This window comes from Bombella pluederhausensis, assembly GCF_026385525.1.
In the GTDB taxonomy this organism is placed as follows: domain Bacteria; phylum Pseudomonadota; class Alphaproteobacteria; order Acetobacterales; family Acetobacteraceae; genus Bombella; species Bombella pluederhausensis.
Genome location: NZ_JANIDY010000001.1, coordinates 465,166 through 485,671, shown reverse-complemented (window position 1 = coordinate 485,671; position 20,506 = coordinate 465,166). Strand labels below are relative to the sequence as shown.

General features: G+C 56.8%; 16 protein-coding genes. 6 read left to right on the top strand and 10 right to left on the bottom strand.

Going from position 1 to position 20,506, the window contains the following annotated elements:
* Nucleotides 1–80: 80 nt before the first annotated feature.
* The 3 genes from NQF86_RS02135 (at nt 81) to fdxA (ending at nt 3,382) form a co-directional block, all read left to right on the top strand.
* Nucleotides 81–2,660 carry a helicase-related protein gene (locus tag NQF86_RS02135; protein WP_266115958.1) on the top strand — a complete coding sequence of 860 codons (2,580 nt, stop codon included), beginning with the start codon at nt 81–83 and terminating at the stop codon, nt 2,658–2,660.
* Nucleotides 2,660–2,947 (top strand): RNA-binding S4 domain-containing protein, encoded by a 288-nt coding sequence (locus NQF86_RS02130; RefSeq protein WP_266115957.1) that lies wholly within the window; start codon nt 2,660–2,662, stop codon nt 2,945–2,947. The genes NQF86_RS02135 and NQF86_RS02130 overlap by 1 nt, the downstream gene beginning before the upstream one ends.
* 102 nt (nt 2,948–3,049) lie before the next feature.
* A complete protein-coding gene (gene fdxA, locus NQF86_RS02125) occupies nt 3,050–3,382 on the top strand; it encodes a ferredoxin FdxA (protein ID WP_266116442.1) in 333 nt (110 codons plus the stop codon).
* A 166-nt stretch (nt 3,383–3,548) separates the two neighbouring features.
* On the opposite strand, the gene cyoD is transcribed toward fdxA, so the two are convergent.
* The 5 genes from cyoD to NQF86_RS02100 all read right to left on the bottom strand — a co-directional run bounded on the left by cyoD (nt 3,549) and on the right by NQF86_RS02100 (nt 8,722).
* Nucleotides 3,549–3,887: a cytochrome o ubiquinol oxidase subunit IV gene (gene cyoD / locus NQF86_RS02120; protein WP_266115956.1), complete on the bottom strand. Its 339-nt coding sequence runs from the start codon at nt 3,885–3,887 to the stop codon at nt 3,549–3,551.
* Nucleotides 3,887–4,501 (bottom strand): cytochrome o ubiquinol oxidase subunit III, encoded by a 615-nt coding sequence (gene cyoC / locus NQF86_RS02115; RefSeq protein ID WP_266115955.1) that lies wholly within the window; start codon nt 4,499–4,501, stop codon nt 3,887–3,889. The genes cyoD and cyoC overlap by 1 nt, the downstream gene beginning before the upstream one ends.
* Nucleotides 4,502–4,519: 18 nt before the next feature.
* Nucleotides 4,520–6,517 carry a cbb3-type cytochrome c oxidase subunit I gene (locus NQF86_RS02110; RefSeq protein WP_266115954.1) on the bottom strand — a complete coding sequence of 666 codons (1,998 nt, stop codon included), beginning with the start codon at nt 6,515–6,517 and terminating at the stop codon, nt 4,520–4,522.
* A 14-nt stretch (nt 6,518–6,531) separates the two neighbouring features.
* Nucleotides 6,532–7,524: a ubiquinol oxidase subunit II gene (gene cyoA, locus NQF86_RS02105; RefSeq protein ID WP_266115953.1), complete on the bottom strand. Its 993-nt coding sequence runs from the start codon at nt 7,522–7,524 to the stop codon at nt 6,532–6,534.
* Nucleotides 7,525–7,954: 430 nt separating this feature from the next.
* Nucleotides 7,955–8,722 carry a Bax inhibitor-1/YccA family protein gene (locus NQF86_RS02100; protein WP_266115952.1) on the bottom strand — a complete coding sequence of 256 codons (768 nt, stop codon included), beginning with the start codon at nt 8,720–8,722 and terminating at the stop codon, nt 7,955–7,957.
* A 161-nt stretch (nt 8,723–8,883) separates the two neighbouring features.
* On the opposite strand from NQF86_RS02100, the gene NQF86_RS02095 reads away from it, so the two are divergent.
* Entirely contained in the window at nt 8,884–9,477 is a 594-nt protein-coding gene (locus NQF86_RS02095; RefSeq protein ID WP_266115951.1) for a 2'-5' RNA ligase family protein, read from the top strand.
* Here the strand turns inward: NQF86_RS02095 and NQF86_RS02090 are convergent.
* Together NQF86_RS02090 and NQF86_RS02085 are read right to left on the bottom strand one after the other, a co-directional pair.
* Nucleotides 9,474–11,495: a lysylphosphatidylglycerol synthase domain-containing protein gene (locus NQF86_RS02090; protein WP_266115950.1), complete on the bottom strand. Its 2,022-nt coding sequence runs from the start codon at nt 11,493–11,495 to the stop codon at nt 9,474–9,476. The two genes, NQF86_RS02095 and NQF86_RS02090, sit on opposite strands and share 4 nt — an antisense overlap.
* A 3-nt stretch (nt 11,496–11,498) precedes the next feature.
* Nucleotides 11,499–13,127, bottom strand: a complete 1,629-nt coding sequence (locus NQF86_RS02085) for a lysine--tRNA ligase (protein WP_266115949.1) — start codon at nt 13,125–13,127, stop codon at nt 11,499–11,501.
* A 106-nt stretch (nt 13,128–13,233) separates the two neighbouring features.
* Between NQF86_RS02085 and NQF86_RS02080 the strand changes: the two genes are divergently transcribed.
* On the top strand, nt 13,234–16,221 hold the full coding sequence (locus NQF86_RS02080) for an ATP-dependent DNA helicase (protein WP_266115948.1): 2,988 nt from the start codon (nt 13,234–13,236) through the stop codon (nt 16,219–16,221).
* A gap of 102 nt (nt 16,222–16,323) precedes the next feature.
* Here the strand turns inward: NQF86_RS02080 and groL are convergent, their stop codons facing one another.
* The gene (gene groL / locus NQF86_RS02075) at nt 16,324–17,985 is read right to left on the bottom strand and encodes a chaperonin GroEL (protein WP_182081194.1); all 1,662 of its coding nucleotides are present in this window, start codon (nt 17,983–17,985) and stop codon (nt 16,324–16,326) included.
* Nucleotides 17,986–18,035: 50 nt separating this feature from the next.
* Complete coding sequence (gene groES / locus NQF86_RS02070; RefSeq protein ID WP_266115947.1) at nt 18,036–18,326, bottom strand: co-chaperone GroES; 291 nt, start codon at nt 18,324–18,326, stop codon at nt 18,036–18,038.
* A 322-nt stretch (nt 18,327–18,648) separates the two neighbouring features.
* Here groES and NQF86_RS02065 point away from each other — a divergent pair, with 322 nt between their 5' ends.
* A complete protein-coding gene (locus tag NQF86_RS02065) occupies nt 18,649–19,437 on the top strand; it encodes an SDR family oxidoreductase (RefSeq protein ID WP_266115946.1) in 789 nt (262 codons plus the stop codon).
* A 72-nt stretch (nt 19,438–19,509) separates the two neighbouring features.
* Here NQF86_RS02065 and NQF86_RS02060 read toward each other — a convergent pair whose 3' ends face one another.
* Complete coding sequence (locus tag NQF86_RS02060) at nt 19,510–20,409, bottom strand: S-methyl-5'-thioadenosine phosphorylase (protein WP_266115945.1); 900 nt, start codon at nt 20,407–20,409, stop codon at nt 19,510–19,512.
* Nucleotides 20,410–20,506: the final 97 nt, after the last annotated feature.

Below are 20,506 nucleotides of genomic sequence, written 5' to 3'. Positions count from 1 at the left end.
CCAGAGCGTGACTCTGGCCTTCCTGAAAAACTGCATGGAATGTCTTGCTTTTATCCCATTCAGGCAAGATCATTCCAGCCATGACGGGACCATATCCATCCTTTACCACGGCCGCCTCCCAGCCGCCGGGACCGATCCATGCCGTACTCGGCCCCACCAATACCGGCAAGACACATTACGCCCTGACCCGCATGATGGCGCATCAGAGTGGCATCATCGGCTTTCCCCTCCGCCTTCTGGCCCGGGAAAATTATGAGCGGCTGGTGAAACTGAAAGGCGAGCGTCACGTTGCCCTGCTGACAGGTGAGGAAAAGATCATTCCCCCCGGTGCCCGCTGGTTCTCCTGCACGGTGGAAGCCATGCCGCTGGACCGGAAGGTGGATTTTGTCGGTGTTGACGAGATACAGCTCGCTGCCGACCCCGACCGGGGACACATCTTCACCGACCGTATCCTCCATGCCCGTGGCAAGGGCGAGACGCTCTTTCTGGGAGCCGAAACCATCCGTGGGCTGCTCCGTCAGCTCGTCCCCGGCATCACGATCGAGACCCGTGCCCGCCTCTCCCAGCTGACGAATATCGGACCCGTCAATCTCACCCGTCTGCCGCCACGTTCTGCCATCGTGGCTTTCTCCGCCACGGAGGTGTACGCCATTGCCGAGGCCATACGCCAGAAACGGGGGGGCTGTGCCATCATCATGGGGCGTCTCAGCCCCCGCACACGCAATGCTCAGGTGGCTCTCTACCAGAACCGGGATGTGGACTATCTCGTGGCAACCGATGCCATCGGCATGGGGCTGAACATGGATGTGGACCATGTCGCCCTTGCCTCCCTGCACAAGTTTGATGGCCAGAACTCCCGGGCCCTCACACCACAGGAAGTCGCCCAGATCACCGGAAGGGCGGGCCGAGGCATGAGAGACGGTACGTTCGGCACTACGGCCTCCTGCCCACCCATGAGTCAGGAACTCATCAAGGCAGTAGAGGACCATCATTTCGAGGCCATCAAGGCCATCTATTGGCGACAGACCAACCTTGATTACAGCTCCCCTGAAAGGCTCCTCCATAGCCTGATGAGCAAGCCGCCCCGCCCCGGCCTGATTACCGGGCGCACGGCCTCTGATCTGGATGTGCTGACCGGCCTCATGCAGATGGAGGATATCCGGGAGGTTGCCCGTGGCCACAAGGCAACGGAACTGCTCTGGGATGTCTGCCAGATTCCCGACTTCCGCAAGCTGGGTGATGGCAGCCATACACGACTCTGCGCCCGTCTTTTCCTTGACCTTCTGAAACACCGTCGTATCCCTCCGGCATGGATGGAAGGCCAGCTGCGGGGACTGGACCGACTGGATGGCGACATGGACACGCTGATGCATCGCCTCTCCGGTGTGCGGGTCTGTGCCTATGTGGCCGCCCGGACGGGCTGGATGCATCAGAGCCGCCAGTGGCAAGACCGCTGCCGTGCCGTGGAAGATCGTCTCTCCGACACTCTGCATGAACGGCTGAAGGAACGGTTCGTCAATAAACGGGCTACAGCCCTTCTCCGCCGCCCTGAACCCGGTTCATCCTCTGATGCGCTCTATGCCGTCACGCCCCAGAACCGCATCATCGTGGAAGGCCACGAGATCGGGCAGATCGTGGGCTTTAACATGCAGATTGATACGCCCACGGATAACCGGGAAGGCGAGCTTCTGCTCCGGGCTGGCAAAAGGGCCTTGCGGCAAGCCATGCCCGCCCGGATACGCCATTTCCTGAAACAGGATGCCAGCCATCTCACACTGACTGATGACCGGCAGATTCACTGGGATGGTGCTCCCATTGCCACCCTCACCCGTGGCGATGATCTGTTCCATCCCCTCATCCAGCTTCTGCCGGGTGAGTTTCAGGACAATCACCAGAGCCGACAGGTGCAGACGCATCTGCAGGCTCTGATTACGGAGCAGATCAATACCGTACTGGCCCCCTTCTTTAAAATGGCGGACCAGCTACAGGATAGCCCAACCCTGCGTGGCCTCTATTACCGCTTGCGGGAAGATGGTGGCACCACACCAACCCTGCCCGAAGACCGCACCCTCTCCCCGGCGGACAGAAAGCGCCTCCATCGCAGCGGCGTGCGCATCGGGTGGCGACAGATTTACTGCCCGCAGCTTTTCCGCCCGGCCAGCCTGCCCATGATGGTGCTGCTTCATAATGTCTGGCATGACCGGCAGCAGACAACACCAAACGCCGCCCGTATCTGCCTCTCTACCGAGGATCATCCCACGCCACCACCGGGCTGGGAACAGGCTGGACCTGTCCATATCCGACTGGACAAGCTGGATGCCCTCCTCTCCATCCTGCGCCCTCATGGAAGGCAGCCCAACCGCAACTTTGTAGCCCCAAATACGCTTTCATCGTCCCTGGGCATAAAAGCGACCCTTCTGCCTGCCCTTCTGAAAAGCCTAGGCATTCCCCATCATGCGCCACAGCCTCTGATAGCCGGACAGTATGGTCCCGCCTCTCCGCTCATCATTCTGGGGCGAACAGGGCGCACCGGTAACAGGGCAGGTCTCCCCCGAAACACGCAGCGGAAACCAAAGCCCGCACGCCGAGACCAGAAAACTGCCCGTAAACGAGCCGACTCCCCCTTTGCTGCCCTTCAGAACTGGTCCTCTGGCCGGTGATGATGGAGGAACAGCGTCTTGATCTCTGGCTCTATTACACACGTCTGGCCAAGACCCGCAGCCTTTGTGCCGCCTTCATCCGTAAAGGACGGGTCCGGATCAACGGGCAGAGAACCCACAAGACTCATGCCCGCCTCCGACTGGGCGACATAGTCAGTTTTGCTTCCCCTCACCATCAGGGAGAGGTCTGCATATGGCGTGTCATGCAGCTTGGAGAACGCCGTGGCCCTGCCAGAGAGGCAGCGCTCCTTTATGAACGGATAGAGGAAAAGACGGCCAATTTCTGACAATGGACTTGCAATATACCCTCTGCTTTCGGCATATCAGTGCTGGAATCTTTGAAATGGGCCGTTTGGCTGGCCTGCAACACCAAACCGGAGACGGCAATAATGGCCTATGTGGTCACAGAAAACTGCGTTCGCTGCAAATTCATGGACTGCGTGGAAGTCTGCCCCGTTGACTGCTTCTACGCTGGTGAGAACTTCCTCGTCATCAATCCTGATGAGTGCATTGACTGCGGCGTGTGCGAGCCTGAATGCCCGGCAGAAGCCATCTTCCCCGATAGCGATGCCCGTGCCGCTGACTGGATGGAAATCAACGCCAAATTCTCCACTATCTGGCCGAACATGAGCCAGAAAGGCACCCCGCCTGCCGACCGTGAAGAATGGAACGGCAAGGAAGGCAAGCGTGAGATGCTCTCCGAGGAGCCTCACAAAGACTGATCGGCCCCTTCCTTCCGCCGAATGTTGGAGCCCCACAAGGACCAGCCTTGTGGGGTTTTTCTTTATCATCAGCCCGCTGATGGGCAGAAACGGCAAGAGATAAAAGAAACCGGCGAAGGTTTCCCCTCGCCGGTTTCTTCATGTCGCTGACATGCTGCTCAGCCTATTAGCCGGGCATCATGTTTGCCTGAGCATCCCACAGGACGAACAGGTAGCCAATAATCACAATCGCAACCATCAGAGCCGTCACGATAAAGGCGTACAGATTCTGACGCTGTGATGCGCTCTTTACCCCCATATGCAGGAAGAAGATCAGATGGACGACCATCTGAACAGCTGCCAGCACACCGAGGACGGCAATCGTCTGCCAGAAGGAGAAGGCCTTGCTGAGCACAGCAGCGAAGGACGCCACTGTCAGGATCACGGCCAGAACGAACCCTACAATGTAGGAACCGTAAGACCCGTGATTCTCACCTTCGTGCGATGTCGTATGATTCTCGCTCATTAGACAACACTCCCCAGGTAAACGAAGGAAAAGACGCAGATCCAGACGATATCAAGGAAATGCCAGAACAGGCTCAGGCATGTCAGTTTCGTCTGCATCCGGGTGCTCAGCCCCTGCTTGCCCATGATCTGGAAGAACAGGACGAGCATCCAGATCAGGCCAATCGTGACGTGCAGCCCGTGCGTCCCCACCAGCGTGAAGAAAGAAGACAGGAAAGCGGACTTGTCCGGACCTGCGCCACGAGCCACGAGTTCATGGAACTCGTTGATCTCGAGAGCAACGAAGGAGACACCAAGCAGGAAGGTCAGCAGCAACCAACCCAGCACGGCACCCTTGTTCTTCTTATGGGCATTGATGGAAGCAAAGCCATAAGTGATGGAGGAGAAAAGCAGGATAGCCGTTTCAATCTCAACATTCTTGATATCGAACAGCTGCTTGCCTGTCGGCCCACCAGCAAAGTGATGGCAGAGTGTAGCAAAGACGGCAAACAGCGTGCCGAAAATGATACAGTCTGTCATCAGGTAGATCCAGAAACCAAAAATCGTGGTTTCCTGCTGATGATGCTCATGCTCATCGTGATGAGCAGAGGGCGCGTGAGTTGTGTCGTAAGACATGGTGTTCATCGCCTCCCTTTACTCTGCTGCCTTGGCAGCGGCAAGCCGCTTGGCAAAGGCTTCTTCATCAGCGCGGATCTCCTCCACAGGCACGTAGAAGTCAACGTCCAGGTTCGCACTGCGGTGCACCACAGTGATGAACGCTACAACGAGACCCACGACCACGGCCCACCAGATATGCCAGACCAGCGCAAAGCCGATGACCAGCCCGCAGGCACCCAGCACAGGGCCAACAGCCGAATATTTCGGCATGTGGATCGGTTCCAGCTCGGTGAGCGGTGCCGGACGACCCAGCTCCTTCTCAATGTGGAAAGTATCCAGACCACGAATGACCGGCAGACGTGCGAAGTTATAGTGCGGAACCGGAGACGGAATTGACCACTCCAGCGTACGCCCAGAACCCCAGTTGTCCCCTGTCAGATCCATTGCATCCGGCTTCTTGTTGATGGCGTCAAACGCTGCAAACACGAACTGGATGACCTGGCAGGCCACACCGGCAGCCAGAACGAACACACCTACGCAAGCCACCAGCAGCCAAGGGTGCCAGTTCGGGTTGTCATAGTGGTTCATACGGCGGGTCATACCCTCCAGACCAACAGCATAGAGCGGGATGAAGGAGAGGTAGAAACCAACGAACCAGAAACGGAACGCCCATTTACCCCAAACATCACGCATCTTGAAGCCGAAAGCCTTCGGGAACCAGTAGCTCAGACCAGCAACATAACCGAAGAACACACCGCCGATGATCACGTTATGGAAGTGAGCCACCAGGAACAGAGAGTTATGAATAACCCAGTCTGCTGCCGGCATGGCCATCATCACACCCGTCATACCACCGATGGAGAAGGTGATCATGAAACCAACGATCCAGTGCATCGGGCCTTCGAAGCGGACACGCCCCTTATACATGGTAAAGAGCCAGTTGAAGATCTTCACACCTGTCGGCACGGCGATGAACATCGTCATAATACCGAAGAAGGTGTTCACATCTGCACCGGAACCCATCGTGAAGAAGTGGTGAACCCACACGATGCTGCCCAGGAAGGTGATGATACCCGTTGCGATGACCATCGTGGCATAGCCAAAGAGCGGCTTGCCGGAGAAGGTCGCTGCAATTTCGGAGAACACACCAAAAGCAGGCAGGATAAGGATGTAAACTTCCGGATGACCCCAGGACCAGATCAGGTTCAGGTAGAGCATAACGCTACCGCCGCCATCATTGGTAAAGAAGTGCATACCAACATAACGATCCAGAGCCAGCAGAGCCATGGAAACCGTCAGAACCGGGAAGGTCGTCAGGATCATGATGCAGGCAAAGAATGCTGTCCATGTAAAGACAGGGATGTGCATCCACTTCATGCCAGGGGCACGGAGCTTGATGATCGTTGTCAGGAAGTTCATCCCGGTCAGCAGCGTACCGATACCGGAGATCTGCACGGACCAGATGTAGTAATCCACACCAACGCCGGGGTTAAACTGCAGTTCGGAGATCGGCGGATAGCCGAGCCAGCCGACATTGGAGAACTCACCAACGAAAAGAGATACGTTGATGAGAATGGCACTGACGAGCGTCATGTAGAAGCTGATCGAGTTGATCAGCGGGAACGCAACGTCTCGTGCACCAATCTGCAGAGGCACCACGAAGTTGAACAGGGCCTGCATCATCACCATGGCCATGAAGAAGATCATGATCGTACCATGGGCCGAGAAGACCTGGTCATAATGGTGCGGCGGCAGATAACCGGGGTTACCTGCATAGGCAAGGGCAAGCTGTGTACGCATCATCAACGCATCGGCAAAGCCACGCACAAGCATGACCAGACCAAGAATGACGTACATGATGGCGAGTTTCTTGTGGTCAACGGTCGTCAACCACTCGCGCCACAGATAACCCCATTTTTTGAAATAGGTGACCGCCGCAAGAACGGCAATCCCGATTACGGCCACACCGATAAACGTACCGACAAGGATCGGCACATCATACGGTATGGCGGAAAGGGTAAGTTTTCCGAGCATCTTTAGATCAGTCCTCACATGCCGGTATTGGAAGGTGCTGCCGCATGAGATTCGGAATGCATGTCCATAGATTTGTCATCCATGTCCTTCCCATGATGATCATGGGTCATACCGACATTGTATTTCGCAACAATGCTCTCAAACAGCCCAGCCTGTACGCTGGAGAAATACACGACCGGAGCCGGTTTTGGTGCCTCGTCATGCGGGGCAGCCGGCGGAGCGTGATATTTCTGATAGGTCTGTGCGTCCAGAGCTTCCTTAACAACGAGTGAGTTACCACCGCTGCGTACGTTCTGCACCCATGCGTCAAACTGCTCCTGCGGCATAGCAATGGTGCGGAAGCGCATGTCGGAGAAGCCCGGCCCTGTGTACTGAGCGGCCTCACCCTGGAAGTTACCCGGACGGCTTGCCATCAGGTGGAGCTGTGTCTCCATCCCGGCCATGCTGTAGATCTGGGATCCCAGCTGAGGAATGAAGAAGGATGTCATCACACTGTCAGACGTAATCCGGAAATCCAGAGGTGTCTTTGTGGGAACATCCAGCTCGTTGATGGTTGCAATTCCGAGGTCTGGGTAAATGAACAGCCATTTCCAGTCCAGAGAAATCACTTCCACATGGAGCGGTTTTGCATTAGGCGCACCGACCTTTGCCTGCATCTCCTTGGAGATTGGCTTATACGGGTCGTAGTAATGCGTGCTCCAGTAGTTGAAGCCACTCAGAACAAGAATGATGAGAATGGGTACGCCCCAGATGAATACTTCAATCTTGTTAGAATGTGACCAGTTCCGCAAATATTCCGCATTTGTATTAGAAGCCCGGTATTTCCAAGCAAATACAAGTGTCGCAATAATTACTGGAACCACAACGCACATCATGACGGCCCATTCAAGCACCATCATGTCGCGATTACCTTCCCCGATCGGGCCGGCCGGCTGAAGAAGATCAACCGTACAGCCCGACAGCATCAATGCAGGCAACGCCGGGAAAAATCGCCAGAGTCTTTTCATGGATCCTGCCTCTATCTGTTGTTCTGCCACAAAAGGGCCAGAACACTTTCTGACACAGTCAGGATAGCGCGTTCGCCACCGAACGTTGTCATCTTATACGTGCCTTTCCCGTTCGTATCCTGACAACAGAGGGGTATACCCCTCCGTACTCAAAATGAAATATGGAGCCTTGAGGCTCCAGTGCCGTTCACTTTAATCTTCCCGAACAGCGGAGATTACAAGGGGGCAAGCTTGATAAAAAAAAAGAACCCCTCCAGTCTTTTTTAAAAAAGACCAGTTATCCGCCATTCCCAAGAAAACACCATAATTTTATCAAAAACAAGGAGAGCGTCACTTAATTTTTCATTTTCTTTTCAATCGCAAAAAATCGCAACAAGAAAGGGGCTCAAAGGCCCCTTTCTCTTTCGTTCATCATTCGACTCATTCAGTCTCAGTCACGTCCACCAGACCGACTACCTGTAAACTGAAGCAGAAACTGGAACAGATTAACGAAGTTCAGGTACATCGTGAGCGCTTCATAAACACTCATCTTGCCCAGCTCCTCAGCCGGCAGGGCAGCCGCATACTGCTGATACGTCAGCTTGATGCGCTGCGTATCATACGCCGTGAAACCCGTGAACAGCAGAACGCCAAGGAAAGAAATGAGAACGGTCATACCGTGGGCCGGCAGGAACATGTTGACCAGAGAAGCAATTATCAGCCCGAACAACCCCATGGTCAGAAAGGACCCAAACCCCATTAAAGAACGCTTCGTCACATACCCATAAAGAGACATGACTGCATATAGAGCGCCCGTAATAAAGAAGGTTCGTGCGACTGAAGCCCCCGTATAGGCCATCAGCAAGGAAGCCATGCTGATCCCCATGACAACGCTATAGAGCAGGAACAGTGTCTGCGCCGCAGAGCGGGAAAGACGGTTCACACCGAAAGACAGCACCAGAACAAAGGCCAGCGGCGCGAACACACCCACCATCCCCAATGCCGTAGGCGCTACCACGAACATATCACCACGCTGCACAATATAGAAAAACAGCGCACGCAGCGATGTATTCACAACAGCGTAGGCCGTTACTGCCGTCAAAAACAGGGCAAACGCCATCCAGTTATAGATACGCAGCATATAGGCACGCAGCCCGGCATCAAATGCTTCAGCTGCCGTGCGCCCCTGTGTTGCCCCAAAATTGGAATGGAAAGCCATGATACCTGCTTATTCTGGAGAAAAACCGCAGAGACGGTACCTGTCACCCCGCCCCCTATCGTTCGGGTAGAATGTGGGGTAGTTTTCCACCAAGTCAAGACGGGGTCATCACTTCCCCAACTTTCTTTTTATTCATCTCCCCACGTCCGGGAGGCCGTATCATGTTCCTATCTCTTGCTCTCACACTTCCCGCCTCCATTCAGGCCGAACTGGGCCTGCTGCGGGGCAGTCTGGATGACGTTCACTGGATGCAGGCCGAACAATGTCTGATTCCTCTCCAGAACCTTGGCCAAATCACCAGTCGCCATCAGATGGAGGAGCTGGACATGGCCCTCTCCCATTTCCGCTGGGAGCCATTTCCGCTCTCCCTCCATCAGGTCGCCCATCAGATGGGTGAAACGGAAGATCGTTTGACTATCGGGCTCACGCCACGGCAGCCGATCATTGCCTTTCAGAAACGCCTTTCTTCAACCCTGAGACAAGCCGGTTTCCCACCACCACGCCGCCTTCTTGTGCCAGAGCTAACCATTGCCCGCCTTGCCCCGGCATCACCGACCGATCTCGTCCCATGGATACAGCGCCACAACCTGTTTCATAGTTCTGAGATGATGGTGGATCACATCACCCTGCTGGAACAGTTACACACTGATGGAAGCACATGCTGGCGATCGCTTGAGGACTACCCAGCCAGCCCGGAATACGCCATACCCAGCCTCCTCTCCCCACTAGCTGAAGATGAAGACGACCTGCTCTAAAGCCCCAGAACATCCTTGAGAGCATAAACATCTTCAGGGCGGCAGATGAGAAACCACCCTTCATCATGGTCCAAAGAGAAGATGCCGAGCCCGAACGAGGCGTAGATGTCGGCCTGTCGTGCACCGTACTGAAGCACGGCCAGCCGGCACCCTTCCTGCACGGCATAATCACGCAGCCGCCATACAGCACCGGCTCGCCGCCCTCTGGAGCCTACGGCCCCGCCCAGACAAAGCAGAACCGGCTCCGCAAGAAGGAAAGGCTTCAACCGAATAACCGCACAAGCGGCCTTACCTGTCGCATCAGGTAACATACCATCCGGGACAAACAGGCGCTCACATGGCAAATCCAGAGCAAGAGCTGACTCTTTCAGGCAAGCATACTGAACACGATTTTCCATATTCCACGGCATGATATGTATCCGTGTTTTGCGTAGCGCCAGCCACAGCCCCAGAACACAGCACAAAGCCGCTCCACCCAGAAACCAACGGCCAACAGCCGTATGCGCATCATGAACCAGAGGCTTCCACCAGACATCCCCCAAACGGCGCTGTTGGACAATCCAGCTGACACCCGCCAATCCGCACAGCCAGAGCGAGAACGGAGCCAGAATGAACGGAGACAATGGCTCCACCCGCCAATAGGCCTGCCTGTAATAATTTTTCCGGAAAGGCAGAAGCACCAGCAGAACTGCCAGCACCACAACAAACGCCACCCAATGCGCCTGCCTCACCGCCAATATGACCAGAGTGGTGCAAAGCGCTCCGACCGACAAACGCCATGCCAGTACCACCCGCTGGGACAGCCCGAATGACAGGCCGACCAGCATCACACCTATGAGCGTCAGAAGAAAAGACGCCCCCTGTAAAATGGTCCCTTCCAGAAAGGAATGGAACCGAGGCAGCCGGGCCAACAAGGCATAGACCACAATGACCACGCCCAGCATGGCCTGACTACCCGTTGCTACAACCGTGGAGAAATCGGCCTCAGAGGAGCGCAGGCTCTGGCTATGGTCTTCTGTCTTTCCAAAGCGGGCAAGTAACTCATGCCCGGCAAACATCATCCCTGCCAACAACAGAGGAATGATGTAATAAAACAGCCGGAACACCAGAATACCCGCCATGATATGCGGTACGGAGAACCACGGCGAAAGCGCCAGCAGCATGGTGCTGTCGAACACACCCAGCCCACCCGGCACATTCGCCAGAAGTCCTGCCGTATAAGCCCCTATATAGATGGCCAGAAAACCACCAAAGGTTAAGCTGCTGCCATTAGGCAGAGTATCCAACACGCACCATGCGATCAGGGCCGTGGCAGACATGTCCGCCATACTGGAGATGATCTGCCCCAGCCCGATCTTCCAGCTTGGAAATGTCAGCGTCCATTTATGCAGGCGTATGTTCTGCTTCCAGCAGGGGAGCAGCACGTAGGCGAGAAGCAACGCAAAGCAACCGCCCCCACTCGCCACTGTCATCCAGTGTGGCATCTGACGGACATAAGGGATGATGGCAGGCTGGGTCATCAGGATGAAACCTACCAACCCCAGCATACCCAACCAGTAAGTGATGGAACAGAACGCCACGATGGAGGCGATCTTTACACCCGGCACACCCCAGTTACGGTACAGCCTGTATCGCACAGCCGGGCCAGAAATGGCAGCGCACCCCAGATTATGCGACAGAACATAGGAACAGAACGCCACAAAGGCCGAGCGCCCCCAAGAGACACCCGCCTGCACATGGCGGCAAGCCAGCCCGTCATAAAAAGACAAAATGGCGTAGGAAAGGACGGTCGCCCCTGCTCCCTTCCACAAAGCAGCATTTGGGATCGCATGGAGCCCCCCCATAACCTGCTGTAATGAGAGGTGCTGAATCTCCCGCCAGATCACCAGAATGGCGCAGACAAGCAGCACAAGCCCAACAAGCGCCGGAAGGCGGGTCAGCAATAGCCGTACCCGCCCAGCGCCAGTAAATGATGAAGACTGAGCCTCACCAGACGGAACACCGGAGTGATCCGCCATGCCTTAGCCCTTGCTCTCCTCTGCCACAGCCCCGTCAGTCGTCTCAACAGGGCGAGCCAGTGCCTCATCAATCAGGGCCACAGTCTCCTTCAGCCCGAACAGGGCCGCAAAAATGCCGAAACGGGGGCCTTCCTTCTGGCCAAGCAGTACCTCATACAGGCACCCGAACCATGACCGCAGTTCCGGCTTGGCAAAGTAACGCTTGCCCACCTCAAAGACGACATTCTGCACATCATCCGGGCTGGCATTCTCCGGTACGGTCTTCAATGTTGCGGCAAGGTCTTCCAGCCCCTTACGCTCCGTCTCCGTTGGGGCACGGAACACCTTGGTCGGGCGAACACGCTCGTTGAAATAATCCAGAGCGTGCTGGACCAGTCGTGCCACATAGGGATGTGTCTCCGGGGACAGGCTGGCATCGTAACGCCGCAGGAACTTCCAGAGTGTTTCCACTTCACGAGCATTTGCCACACTGGCCAGATTCAGAAGGGCCGTGAAGGAAACCGGACTGGTATCCTGCGGGCGCAACTTGCCTTCATGAATGAACCATACGGGATTGGAGAGGAATTCTTCCGCACTCTGCTGCTCACCCTTCTGCACGAGGGCAAGATACTCATCCGCAGCTCTGGGGATCATGTCCGTATAGAGCCGCTTGGCACGGGTCGGCTGCTGGAACATGTAATGCGCCAGACTTTCCGCAGGGCCGTAACGCAGCCATTCCTCCACGGAAAGACCATTCCCCTTGGACTTGCTGATCTTCTGACCGTTCGCATCAAGGAACAGCTCATAGGTCAGGTTCAGCGGCGGCTCATTGCCGAGGATGCGGCAGATTTTGGAAGAAAGCTTCACGCTGTCGATGAGGTCCTTACCGGACATCTCATAATCAACGCCCAGAGCATACCAGCGCATGGCCCAGTCGGCCTTCCACTGCATCTTGGCTCGACCACCATAAACGGACGTCTCGAAGCTCTTGCCCTCCTCGTCCTTCCAGACGACCGTTCCGGCATCCGGGTTCACGCTGATGATAGGCACCTGCATGACACGGCCCGTCTCGGGATGGATCGGCAGAACGGGGGAATAGGTTGCACGGCGCTCTTTGCCCAGCGTGGGAGCGATCACCTCAATGATGCGGTCATGTTCTTCCAGAACACGCTTCAGGGCCGCATCGAAAATGCCGGATGTGTAGTAATCGGTCGCAGAGGCGAATTCGTAGTCAAAACCAAAAGCGTCAAGGAACTGCCGCAAGCGGGCATTGTTATGGGCGGCAAAGCTCTCATGCGTGCCGAACGGATCAGGAATACGGGAAAGCGGCAGGCCAAGATGCTCTGTCAGCATCTCCTGCTGAGGCACATTGCCCGGCACCTTACGCAGGGCATCCATGTCATCAGAAAAAGCAAGCAGCCGTGTCTTGCGGCCTGTCAGCTCCTCAAAAGCCTGACGGACCCATGTTGTCCGGGCAACCTCGCCGAACGTACCGATATGCGGCAGGCCGGAAGGACCATAGCCTGTCTCCATCAGAACCGGTTTGCTGGGGTCCCTGTCTGCCACACGGGCGGCCAGTTTACGGGCTTCCTCAAACGGCCAGAGCTTGGGGAAGGACGAATCATTCTGAGAAGAAGGCGTTTTTTTCTGCATAAGACTACGTTAATTATGAACCCTCCCCCCTCTGGTCAAGTATTCAGGAGTCGGGGCTGCCGCTTTCTCCTCGCAGAAAAAAGACTTCCTGTGTATGAGAAAGGGGATGTCCAGCCTGTTCCGTTCCTTCCTTGATGCGCCAGCCCTGATCGCACGGCATGGCCTGTCCTCCCTCATTACCCCCGATGGCGAGGTACTGGACATTCCCCTCTCCGAGCTGCGGAACACGCTGCGCCAGCTTCCGCCGCCGCTGCTCATTCATGGCCCTGCCACGCTCCGCCTGCTGGACCTTCCGCCGGAGCCTCCTCCTGCACCGTGGCTGGACCTGCTGGAACTTTTCCTTCTTGTTTACCCAGCCCGCACTGTTCCCCCGACCGCCCGAGGCCTTGCGCTGGCGCTGAACCTCATCGACCCGGATGATACGACACCTTTACAGGCTGACGTCCTGTATGAAATCGCCCAGAATCTCCTGAACGATCTGGCAGAACAGCCCCCACAGAAACACGCTACGCTTCATCTTCTGCTGCCAACCTTACGGCAGGCCGGGTGGAGCTGGCATGACATCGTGAAAAACGCCCTGCCTCCTCCTGAAAGCGGCACAGGCGCCAACAGAGCCAAAGAAGTGGACGTCCTGAAAATTTGGGACCGTCTGCCGCAATGGGAAGAACGGGCACCTCGCCCTCCCGCTGGCAGTCATCCCGTCAGCCAGCAGGAAGCCCGCAGGCGTCTCTCCGCCCTGCTGGGACGACAGGCCGAACCCCGCCCCGGTCAGGCTGATTTTGCCTCGGCGACCAGCTATGCCTTCACGCCCCGTGATGTCGCCAACACCCCGAACATCATGCTGGCTGAAGCCGGAACAGGCACCGGCAAGACAATGGGGTACATCGCCCCTGCCAGCCTCTGGGCTGAAAAGAATGATAGTGCTGTGTGGGTCAGCACTTATACACGCCATCTGCAACGGCAGATTGAACAGGAACTGACCCGCCTCTATCCCGACCCGACAAAGCGGCATGAGATGGCGGTCATCCGCAAGGGGCGGGAAAATTATCTCTGTCTTCTCAATCTCAAAGACATCACCATCACCCTGCTCAACCGCCCACCGCAGGGGCAGCATGGCTTCATTCCATTAGTTTTTCTCACACTCTGGGCTGAGACCACAGAAGATGGCGACCTGATGGGCGGGGACCTTCCCGGCTGGTTTGGCGACCTCTTTCAACCCGGCCTGCTGAACATGATTGCCGACCGGCGGGGCGAGTGCATTCATTCCGCCTGCCCGCATTATCAAAGCTGCTTCATCGAGCATGGGATACGCCGTGCCCAGCATGCCCAGTTCGTCATTGCCAATCATGCGCTTGTCCTGTCTCAGGCGGCATGGAACGCCATGCTGCCGCAGGAGCTCGCTCCCGGCAATCTGGCCGATGAAAATGGTGTCCCCACCCGTTACGTCTTTGATGAAGGACACCATATCCCCGATGCCGCCGACAGCGCCTTCTCTCTGGTCTTTTCCGGTCTGGAAGCGGCCGATCTGCGCCGCTGGATATTAGGGGCCGAAGGGGGACGCTCCCGTGCCCGTGGGCTGATGCGCCGCATGGAAGACCTGATGGACCGTCTTCCGGCCCTCAAGGACATGCTTCAGAACCTCGTCCATGCCACGCAGAAGGGACTTCCACGTCCCGGCTGGAGTGGCCGCCTGCACGAGGCCCGACAGGCCCGCCTGACCCCACAGCCCTCCGAAACGGAACCATCAGACGAAGACACTCCTCTCGCCCCTACCCCCAAGGAAGACGGCACCGTCATCCTCAGCGCCGTAGAGGAAACGCCACCGGCCCAGCCTGCCGAGGATTTCCTCCAGATGCTGGACATGCATCTGGATGCCCGCATCACTGAGATACAGATGCAGACACGGGGCGAACAGGGCCATTACGCACGGCAGGAATGTGACCTGCACCCCATCCCCGGCCCTCTGCGGGAGCAGGCGGAAGTGCTTCTGACGGCCCTTCAGGACATCGTGACCCCGCTGGACAGGATCATCAAGCACCTTCAGGAAGCCCTTGAAAATCAGGATGAAGACCCGGACACCAGCTTTCAGCAACGGCTGGAAGGTACAATCCGCAGCCTGTATCGCCGTGCCCTCTCCCGCCTCCAAGGTTGGATCAGCATGTTGCGTGCCATCATGGAGCAGCCGATCGCTCAGCGGGGACTGCCCACCTATGTGGACTTCATTCAGCGTGAACCTCTGCCTGCCACACGGCTCTTGCAGGAAGGACACGATATTGCGCTCAACCGCCACTGGCTGGACCCGACCATTCCTTTTGCCAGTGCCCTGCAAAGCACCACGCACGGGCTGCTCATCACTTCCGCCACATTGCGGGACCGCAGCCCAGATGAAGACGGGGAAGCCGGATGGGAAAAAGCCGAGCGGCGACTAGGCACAGCGCATTTTCTCAATCCCCCCATGCGGGCGGCCCTGATGAGTCCGTTCGATTATGCTCATCAGACACGGGCTTACATCATCACGGATGTTTCCAGAGAGCCTTCAATACAGGCACAGGCTTTTCAGGCCCTGTTTGAAGTCGCCAATGGCGGCGCCCTGGGGCTGTTCACGGCCATCCACCGCCTGAAAGAGGTTCACCGCCGCATTCATGAGAAACTGGGAATGAAGAACATCCCCCTTTATGCCCAGCATATTGATGCCATGAACAACGCCACGCTGGTGGATGTCTTCCGTACCGAAATCAATAGCTGCCTGCTGGGAACAGATGCCATGCGGGATGGTGTGGATGTACCCGGTGATGCCCTCCGCATGGTGGTGATGGAACGCACCCCATGGCCCCGGCCCGACATTCTCCACCGGGAACGCCGCCGCCATCTCTCTGGTGGCAGACCGGGTGATTATGATGACCTCATCACACGGATGCGCCTGCAACAGGCCTTCGGGCGCCTCATCCGCCGTGCTGATGACCGAGGCGTGTTCGTCATTCTGGACAGCCGTATGCCCTCCCGCCTGCTCTCGGCCTTCCCGAACGGCGTACCCATCCAACGGCTGCCATTAAGCGAGGCGCTGAAGGATATTGACGGATTTCTGAACCAGTAACCCACAAAAAAAGCCCCGCTCTTTCGAGCGAGGCTTTTCTTTTGACCTGTCGTAACAGGAGGCCATCCCGGCCGAACGACCGGGATGGAGAGGAATGAGCGATCAGAAGCCGCCCATACCTCCCATGCCACCCATTCCGCCCATGCCACCCATACCGGCACCAGCAGCATCGTCGGACTTCTTCTCCGGACGCTCGGCAACCATGGCTTCGGTGGTGATCAGCAGGCCAGCAACAGAAGCGGCATCCTGAAGGGCTGTGCGGACAACCTTTGTCGGGTCGATGATACCGGCAGCCACGAGGTCCTTGTACTCACCCTTCTGGGCGTCAAAGCCTTCGTTGTAGTTGCTCAGTTCCAGCACCTTGCCAGCAATCACGGCACCATCTTCACCAGCATTGTGAGCGATCTGACGCAGCGGAGCCTGAAGGGCCTTGCGGACGATCTGGGCACCAGCACGCTGGTCATCGTTCTCGAAGGTCAGGTCATCGAACAGCAGGCTTGCACGGGCCAGAGCCGTACCACCACCCGGGACGATACCTTCCTCAACAGCGGCGCGAGTTGCGTGCAGGGCGTCATCAACGCGGTCCTTACGCTCCTTCACCTCGACTTCGGTGCTGCCACCAACGCGGATCACGGCAACGCCACCAGCCAGCTTGGCCAGACGTTCCTGAAGCTTCTCACGGTCGTAGTCAGATGTCGTGGCTTCAATCTGGGAGCGGATCTGAGCGCAACGGCCCTTGATGCCCTCAGCAGCACCGGCACCTTCAACGATTGTGGTATTCTCTTTGTCGATATGCACCTTCTTGGCCGTGCCAAGCATATCCAGCGTGACGGATTCCAGCTTGATGCCGATATCTTCGGACACAACCTGACCGCCTGTCACGATGGCGATATCTTCCAGCATGGCCTTGCGGCGATCACCGAAGCCCGGAGCCTTCACGGCAGCGATCTTCAGGCCACCACGCAGCTTGTTGACGACCAGCGTTGCCAGAGCTTCACCATCGACTTCCTCAGCGATGATCAGCAGCGGACGACCGGACTGCACAACGCTTTCCAGCAGCGGCAGCATCGGCTGGAGAGAAGAAATCTTCTTCTCGTGGATCAGGATGTAGGGGTTTTCCAGATCGGCGGTCATCTTCTCCGTATTCGTCACGAAGTACGGGGAGATGTAACCACGGTCAAACTGCATGCCTTCCACGACATCCAGCTCGGTGTGCAGGCCCTTGGCTTCTTCCACCGTAATGACGCCCTCATGGCCGACCTTCTCCATGGCTTCGGAGATCATCTTGCCAACTTCGGACTCACCGTTGGCAGAGATCGTACCAACCTGAGAAATCTCATCCTGAGACGAAATCTTCTTTGTGCGGGTCTTCAGCTCATCCACGACACGCAGAACAGCCTTGTCGATGCCACGCTTCAGGTCCATCGGGTTCATGCCAGCGGCCACAGCCTTGGCACCCTCACGGATGATAGCCTGAGCCAGAACGGTAGCGGTCGTGGTGCCGTCACCAGCCACATCGTTGGTCTTGGAGGACACTTCACGCACCATCTGTGCGCCCATGTTCTCGAACTTGTCAGCCAGCTCGATTTCCTTGGCGACGGAAACGCCGTCCTTGGTGATGCGGGGAGCACCGTAGCTCTTGTCCAGAACGACATTACGGCCCTTCGGACCGAGTGTCACCTTCACGGCATTGGCGAGAATATCAACACCACGGAGCATACGCTCACGGGCATCAGCACCAAATTTTACGTCTTTAGCAGCCATAATATCTAATTCCTTTAAAGATGGTCAGAAAGAAAATCCGGAAAGTGGCTTCAGCCAACGATCCCCAGAATGTCGCTCTCTTTCATGATCAGCAGGTCTTCACCGCCAATCTTCACCTCAGTACCGGACCATTTGCCGAACAGGACACGGTCGCCAGCCTTAACATCCAGCGGCACGATCTGACCCTGCTCATTGCGGACACCGGAACCAACAGCCAGGACTTCGCCTTCCATCGGCTTTTCCTTGGCGGTCTCAGGAATGATGATACCACCGGCGGTTTTTTCTTCACCGTCCAGACGGCGGACCACTACACGGTCGTGAAGGGGACGAAACTTCGTCATGGATCACTCCATTTTAGGCTGGCCCTTCTTTGAAGCAGCGCAGCCGGGTTATTGCGCTCATTCTAGCAGCGCACCAGTAAACTCCCCGATTTCACGGGGCGAGTGAGAGATAGGTATGGCCCCGTGCAGCGTCAAGAAGGATACCCATCAAGGCGGCAGGATTTTTTAATCGTTATTGCTTTTGAATTTCCTTTTGAAAACAGACAATTCTTATCATTCCTGATCACCGCCTTCTTCCCCTTGCCTGATGCTTCGTGAAGCGTGAATCTGCTCCTCATCCACCTCATAAAGAGGCATCAGGATAGAGACGAAGGAGACCAGCATGGAGCTACATCTGAAAGGACGTTCCGCCATCATCATGGGCGGGAGTCAGGGGCTTGGGCTGGGCATTGCCCGTGCGCTGGCACAGGAGGGCGTCCAGCCCTGCCTTCTTGCCCGCAGTGAGGACAAACTGAAGAAGGCCGCTCAAGCTCTTACGGTGGAAACCGGCATCACACCCCTCTGGCATGTCGTAGATTTCTCGGAGACCGACAGTGTCCAGTCCTGCCTGAAAGCGTTGCAGGACAGTGTCCCGGAAACCGACATCATCATCAGCAATGGTGGCGGCCCGCCTTTAGGGCCTGCCACAACATGCGATCCAGCTCTCTGGCAGAAAGAAGCTGCCACCATGCTCCTTCCCACCATGCAGCTCGTCAGCCAGTATCTGCCCGGTATGAGGCAGCGGCAGTTTGGTCGGGTCATTATGGTATCTTCCACCAGTGTGGCAGAGCCTATTCCCAATCTCGTTCTCTCCAGTGCCTTACGGTCAGCATTGGCAAGCTGGGGGAAAACCCTCGCCAGAGAGGTGGCCCGTGATGGTGTAACCGTCAACACACTCCTGCCGGGACGGTTCGAGACGGACCGCATCGCCTCCCTCAACAAGATACGGGCTGAAAAAGCGGGCATTCCCCTTGATGAGTTCCGCAAACAGAAAGAAGATGGGGTGCCCGTTGGCCGTTACGGTCAGCCAGAGGAGCTGGGCCATATGGCTGCCTTCCTCGCCAGTCCTCTCGCCTCTTACATCACCGGCACCTGCATCCCGGTTGATGGTGGTCTGCTGCACGGTTTCTGAAACGGATGGCATGAAAAAGGCCTCCCTGCACTGGCAGGGAGGCCCTTCTCACGACATTATCAGACGTTCTGTTCAGCTATTGAACAGCACACGCCCTGCCACGGCATCCAGACGGGCCAGAACGGAAAAGTCTCTGGCTTCTGGCGGGGTGATGATGGCGTTATCCAGCGCACGCTCTGCCGCACCGGGCCCCGTGCAAAGGGGACGAGCCTTGCCAAGAGCTGGAATAGCCCGGCGGACAAGCTCCCGTGCATGTTTGGAATTGCTTTTCATGGTGCGGACCACAGCTTCCACCGTGACGTTCTCATGCTCCTCATGCCAGCAGTCATAATCTGTCACCATGGCGACCGTGGCGTAATTCATCTCGGCCTCACGGGCCAAACGGGCCTCTGGCATGTTCGTCATGCCGATGACAGAGGCACCCCATGAACGGTACAGCTCACTTTCGGCACGAGTGGAGAATTGTGGTCCTTCGATCACGACATAGCTGCCGCCCCGTGCCACGGTAATGCCCAGCTTCTCGGCCTCATCAGCCAGTACACCAGCCATACGGGCTGAAACCGGCTCACCCATGCTGACATGCGCCACGCAGCCTTCCTCAAAGAAGGTGCGAGGGCGACCCTGCGTCAAGTCGATGAACTGGTCCACCAGCACGAAATGGCCCGGTGCCAGCTCCTCCTTCAAAGACCCTACAGCGGAGAGAGAAATGATGTCCGTCACGCCAGCCCGTTTGAGGGCATCAATATTCGCACGGTAATTCAGACGGGATGGCGGAATGGGATGCCCACGGCCGTGACGGGGCAGGAACACGCACTTTACGCCCTCCAACGTGCCAAACAGCAGTTCATCAGAAGGGGAACCCCAGGGGGACTCACAACGACGCCATTCCCGATTTTCCAGCCCATCGATCTCATAAAGGCCGGAACCCCCGATGACACCAATGACGGGCTCAATCATCTTGTCTGCAACCATAAATCCTCACTTCATCCTGCCCCGACCCGGTCGCCGCTCGCAGGTTACACAATCCCGCACAACCCTTCTGGCAGTCTCTCATCAGATAGCGGAGAGT

Coding starts and splice junctions, on each gene's coding strand:
- NQF86_RS02135 (WP_266115958.1), top strand. CDS start 81: ATGACGGGACCATATCCATCCTTTACCACGGCCGCCTCCCAGCCGCCG.
- NQF86_RS02130 (WP_266115957.1), top strand. CDS start 2,660: ATGATGGAGGAACAGCGTCTTGATCTCTGGCTCTATTACACACGTCTG.
- fdxA (WP_266116442.1), top strand. CDS start 3,050: ATGGCCTATGTGGTCACAGAAAACTGCGTTCGCTGCAAATTCATGGAC.
- cyoD (WP_266115956.1), bottom strand. CDS start 3,887: ATGAGCGAGAATCATACGACATCGCACGAAGGTGAGAATCACGGGTCT.
- cyoC (WP_266115955.1), bottom strand. CDS start 4,501: ATGTCTTACGACACAACTCACGCGCCCTCTGCTCATCACGATGAGCAT.
- NQF86_RS02110 (WP_266115954.1), bottom strand. CDS start 6,517: ATGCTCGGAAAACTTACCCTTTCCGCCATACCGTATGATGTGCCGATC.
- cyoA (WP_266115953.1), bottom strand. CDS start 7,524: ATGAAAAGACTCTGGCGATTTTTCCCGGCGTTGCCTGCATTGATGCTG.
- NQF86_RS02100 (WP_266115952.1), bottom strand. CDS start 8,722: ATGGCTTTCCATTCCAATTTTGGGGCAACACAGGGGCGCACGGCAGCT.
- NQF86_RS02095 (WP_266115951.1), top strand. CDS start 8,884: ATGTTCCTATCTCTTGCTCTCACACTTCCCGCCTCCATTCAGGCCGAA.
- NQF86_RS02090 (WP_266115950.1), bottom strand. CDS start 11,495: ATGGCGGATCACTCCGGTGTTCCGTCTGGTGAGGCTCAGTCTTCATCA.
- NQF86_RS02085 (WP_266115949.1), bottom strand. CDS start 13,127: ATGCAGAAAAAAACGCCTTCTTCTCAGAATGATTCGTCCTTCCCCAAG.
- NQF86_RS02080 (WP_266115948.1), top strand. CDS start 13,234: ATGTCCAGCCTGTTCCGTTCCTTCCTTGATGCGCCAGCCCTGATCGCA.
- groL (WP_182081194.1), bottom strand. CDS start 17,985: ATGGCTGCTAAAGACGTAAAATTTGGTGCTGATGCCCGTGAGCGTATG.
- groES (WP_266115947.1), bottom strand. CDS start 18,326: ATGACGAAGTTTCGTCCCCTTCACGACCGTGTAGTGGTCCGCCGTCTG.
- NQF86_RS02065 (WP_266115946.1), top strand. CDS start 18,649: ATGGAGCTACATCTGAAAGGACGTTCCGCCATCATCATGGGCGGGAGT.
- NQF86_RS02060 (WP_266115945.1), bottom strand. CDS start 20,409: ATGGTTGCAGACAAGATGATTGAGCCCGTCATTGGTGTCATCGGGGGT.